Origin of the sequence: Anabaena sp. CCY 9910, assembly GCF_963920875.1 — a bacterium.
GTDB classification, from domain to species: domain Bacteria; phylum Cyanobacteriota; class Cyanobacteriia; order Cyanobacteriales; family Nostocaceae; genus Trichormus; species Trichormus variabilis.
In genome coordinates this window covers 1-3,454 of sequence record NZ_CAWUDJ010000095.1, presented here as the reverse complement: position 1 = coordinate 3,454, position 3,454 = coordinate 1, and the positions used below count along the sequence as shown (strand labels likewise).

The 3,454-nt window shown below is 39.6% G+C and carries 6 protein-coding genes and 1 pseudogene; 2 read left to right on the top strand and 5 right to left on the bottom strand.

What is annotated here, in order from left to right; translation table 11 throughout:
- Window positions 1-288: pseudogene (locus ACM5QX_RS29365) on the bottom strand (hypothetical protein); the annotation flags it as partial.
- Here ACM5QX_RS29365 and ACM5QX_RS29360 point away from each other — a divergent pair.
- Entirely contained in the window at window positions 273-443 is a 171-nt protein-coding gene (locus ACM5QX_RS29360; protein WP_414756728.1) for a hypothetical protein, read from the top strand. The pseudogene ACM5QX_RS29365 and the gene ACM5QX_RS29360 sit on opposite strands and share 16 nt — an antisense overlap.
- 53 nt (window positions 444-496) lie before the next feature.
- Here the strand turns inward: ACM5QX_RS29360 and ACM5QX_RS29355 are convergent, their stop codons facing one another.
- From ACM5QX_RS29355 to ACM5QX_RS29340, 4 genes are all read right to left on the bottom strand, one after another.
- Window positions 497-1,246 (bottom strand): hypothetical protein, encoded by a 750-nt coding sequence (locus ACM5QX_RS29355; protein ID WP_190981695.1) that lies wholly within the window; start codon window positions 1,244-1,246, stop codon window positions 497-499.
- Between the two features lie 71 nt (window positions 1,247-1,317).
- Window positions 1,318-2,025 carry a hypothetical protein gene (locus tag ACM5QX_RS29350; RefSeq protein WP_414756727.1) on the bottom strand — a complete coding sequence of 236 codons (708 nt, stop codon included), beginning with the start codon at window positions 2,023-2,025 and terminating at the stop codon, window positions 1,318-1,320.
- 7 nt (window positions 2,026-2,032) lie between these two features.
- A complete protein-coding gene (locus tag ACM5QX_RS29345; protein ID WP_414756726.1) occupies window positions 2,033-2,419 on the bottom strand; it encodes a hypothetical protein in 387 nt (128 codons plus the stop codon).
- Window positions 2,410-2,697 carry a hypothetical protein gene (locus ACM5QX_RS29340; RefSeq protein WP_414756725.1) on the bottom strand — a complete coding sequence of 96 codons (288 nt, stop codon included), beginning with the start codon at window positions 2,695-2,697 and terminating at the stop codon, window positions 2,410-2,412. The genes ACM5QX_RS29345 and ACM5QX_RS29340 overlap by 10 nt, the downstream gene beginning before the upstream one ends.
- A gap of 185 nt (window positions 2,698-2,882) precedes the next feature.
- Here ACM5QX_RS29340 and ACM5QX_RS29335 point away from each other — a divergent pair, with 185 nt between their 5' ends.
- Window positions 2,883-3,308 carry a hypothetical protein gene (locus ACM5QX_RS29335; RefSeq protein WP_414756724.1) on the top strand — a complete coding sequence of 142 codons (426 nt, stop codon included), beginning with the start codon at window positions 2,883-2,885 and terminating at the stop codon, window positions 3,306-3,308.
- The last annotated feature ends 146 nt before the right edge of the window (window positions 3,309-3,454 follow it).

The window sequence follows — 3,454 nt, the reverse complement described above, 5'->3', positions numbered from 1 at the left end:
AATACCGTACATCGGATAATAACTCCCTGGATGCCATAAACAAATCGGTTCATTGAAAGACTCGCCATGAATTTGAAACAGGTGATCGATCAGTTCCCAAATCGCCCAATTTTGATAAACTTGCGGTAGTTTCCAACTGCGTTCGCGTAGCGACTCCTTTGGAATATCGCCAATAAGCTGTTGACAATCCCGAACAAAGAAGCGATTATCCTCATTCTCATACATTTCATGTGCCTGAAAGCACTGCCAAAACGTATCATGATGGGCATGACGTGCCAAAAACTGAATTAGGAGCGAATCGTCATATCGGGTTATGGCTTTGCGACTGTGGCAACCAGAGAATAATACACCTGAATCGCTTTGCGCGATCGCTAGTGTATACCCATCAATTAGAACAAACGTTTTTCCATGCTTATCTCTCATCCAGCAACTGGTTCAAATAGGTGAAAAATGCTGTAATAATGGTTAAATGATTGAATTTCCCCAACCTTAACCATTAAAGAGGTATGAATTCAGCAGTTTTTAAAGCATTCATCCAAGCGATGACAGCAGCTATACGATAATCAGACTCCCTAGAGTGATATTCGTGATAACTGCCATTAAAGACAGTAATTTTAAGGGATGAAAAAGCTTTATTTTCTAGATGAGAATATTGAATCAGCCCCTCGATAATTCCTTCGATTGATGGTGGAATATATTCGTCAGGAATAACGGTCTCATTTGGGATTTGCCAAATAATTTTAATCTTATTGTCTTCTAAATTCTGTTCTAATTTGAATACAATATGACCGTGCGTGTCAATAGAAGAGCTACCTCTGATATATTTACCCTCAGTAATTAATGGTTCTTTAATTGAATAACGTTGATACTCACAACCATGCCAGATATCTAATTCAATTACATTCTGAAATGTTTCCCAAATATTTACTACCCAATGCAAATTTTCCACATATTTACAAATATCGTCCCAAGCGGAGTTACGAATATGTTTATAAATTTTCAGCAATATATATAACTCACGAATATCCTGTTTATTCGGCTCCTCTTGGATAACTAATTTCATTAAACGTTGAGCAACTGTGATAGTTTCCTGGGTAAATAGCTCTTGTGAGTCTTCATCGTCTTTATATTTTCCTAATTCTGGTTGCTCATGTAGTGACTCAATTATTTCATTTAGCCAACCAATCTTTTTTTGTCTAGCTTCATAAGTATAGTCTTTTGCCCAGTATAATTGTTTGCGGTTCATATAATCAAATTGTTTCTAATAATAATTGTTAGATATATTATACAGAAAGTACTATAATGGTTTTACTAGGTCTACCATATCTCATCTAGCAAATTTCGTTTTCTTTCTAAAGGAATTGCGGGACAATTTTCAATAAACTGCTTCAACCTATCATTTGCCAAACCCATTAAAAATCCTTGGAAAAGAAGATATGGACTTTGCTGAGAATTCAAGATTGAGATCGATTTTTCAATTTCATAAATCTCATTATTTAAAAAATTGAGATGCATTTGTAACCATTGCTTCGGTGTATAGCGTTCCATCACAACATAAGTCAACAACGGTTGTAAGCAAATTTGAATTTTCACTTCATGTCCTTCTTGTGTCAGAAACAACCCGTAAGTCTCTTGTTCTGGAGGATACAACCCAATTCGTAATAGTCCAGGAAGGGCGTTAATTTTCAGGAGATAGGGTAACTCGACCGCATCAGATTGTTTTCCTGTTGCCAGAAATTGACGAACGAAATCAGGCGGTGACTGATGCCATAACTCAGCACAATTATGCTGCATGATTTCATCAAATGTCATCCAACAGTCTCGCTCGGCACAATCCCAACCCCCTCCATTTCCCACCTCTAGCAAAAAAGCAGCATAGGCGAATGGTAGCTGAATTTCCAATGCTTTTAGAATCGCCACGGATTCAAGCGGTGGATTTAAGTCTATTGTCAAACATATTGCCTCCGGATCGAGGTATTTCAAGCGATCCAACGCGAAACGAATCTCCCTAGCAACTTCAATCATTAGTAATCTAAAAACAATCTAAAATCGGAGTGGACTGCAACCGATCGAGGTAGCCATTATCTAAATGCAGGTGTGGAAGCAGCCCCATATAGTCAGCCCCGACTTTGGGAGCTTGCCAATCTTGGCGAATCAAATAAAGATTGCCATAGCACCAATCATCACCACGACGCTCTAGATGAGTGCAATACTGCAAAATCTCAGACACATCCAAAAGGGCAAATTCCAACCCAAAGCTTTCCAGCAAATAAACAGGGTAATTTTGCAGCTTCGACTCAATTAGATAGGGCTGGTTTTCTGAGGGTGCGATCGCCAGATATGCTAATGCTTCCTCTCGACATTGAAAAATGCCAGAAATCCAACGCTTGATTGCAGTTTTATGGGCGATTAAATACATAGCTCTAGCCCAGGGACTTGCTCCAAAAATATACTAGCAAAGGACTTACAACGAGGCATGATTTTTGGGAGTTCAACCCGTAGCAGGGAAATGGCAGCATCAACATCCTCACAATCACAATATAAGTGTTCTAGATGATACCCTAGTACAGCTTCGGGGGTTTCTGTACTCCCACAGCAGTTGTGAGCAACCCAAGCGAGGAGGTTCTGCTCAGACACCAACCCAATATTCCACAGGGTGGGTGCGATCGCTAAAGGACTTGGATTTTCTAGTGACATACTCCTCACATCTTCCAAGCAAAAATGGTGAGATTAAATACTCAGCATAAAGCTAAAAGTATTAATTTATCGTTAAAAGCAAACAAAAATACTGTAGCTATATCGCCCATATTTTCGATTTTGCTGTATGTATACGTAAAGGTGCAAGATATTAAGTTAACCTAAATTAGGATTTATTAGCTCAAATGTTCTCAAAACTAAGATGGCGATCGCTGCTTTTCATATTTCCCTTGGTGGTGGTTGGAATTTATCTGCTGCAACCGGCTACCCCCGCACCTTGTGGAAGCCTGAAAAAATTTGGCGCGATCGAGCAAGAAGGACGCTGTATCATCAATCGTAACGTTACCCTGGAAGGTAATCTCAAGCGACTGCCCAATCAACTAACCGTCAAAGGCGACCTAACTATTAGCGGTACGTACATTGAAGAACTGCCCATTGCAATGGTGGTTGACGGAAACCTTTTCTTGTACAAAACTAGCATTGCCAAGCTCCCCCCAGATTTGCAGGTTCAAGGAAGTTTCGATCAATATAGTGGATTTGGTTCTCCAGGGGTTAAATGCAGTGCAATCCCTAAAACTGCTTTTATCAAAGGGAATCGCAACTGTCACTAATTGCGATCGCAATAGACTACAAATCAAATCTGCTAACTGTATGTCGCCACTCAGCAGACTTTGCCACACTAATTCACTAATTGGATTCATCAATCAATACCTTAGCCAAATTACGAGGGTTCAACGCCTGTAGAAACGGTATGAAT

Bases quoted from the DNA above. Each gene is read 5' to 3' on its own strand.
- ACM5QX_RS29350 (WP_414756727.1), bottom strand. From the start codon at position 2,025: ATGATTGAAGTTGCTAGGGAGATTCGTTTCGCGTTGGATCGCTTGAAA.
- ACM5QX_RS29335 (WP_414756724.1), top strand. From the start codon at position 2,883: ATGTTCTCAAAACTAAGATGGCGATCGCTGCTTTTCATATTTCCCTTG.
- ACM5QX_RS29345 (WP_414756726.1), bottom strand. From the start codon at position 2,419: ATGTATTTAATCGCCCATAAAACTGCAATCAAGCGTTGGATTTCTGGC.
- ACM5QX_RS29340 (WP_414756725.1), bottom strand. From the start codon at position 2,697: ATGTCACTAGAAAATCCAAGTCCTTTAGCGATCGCACCCACCCTGTGG.
- ACM5QX_RS29355 (WP_190981695.1), bottom strand. From the start codon at position 1,246: ATGAACCGCAAACAATTATACTGGGCAAAAGACTATACTTATGAAGCT.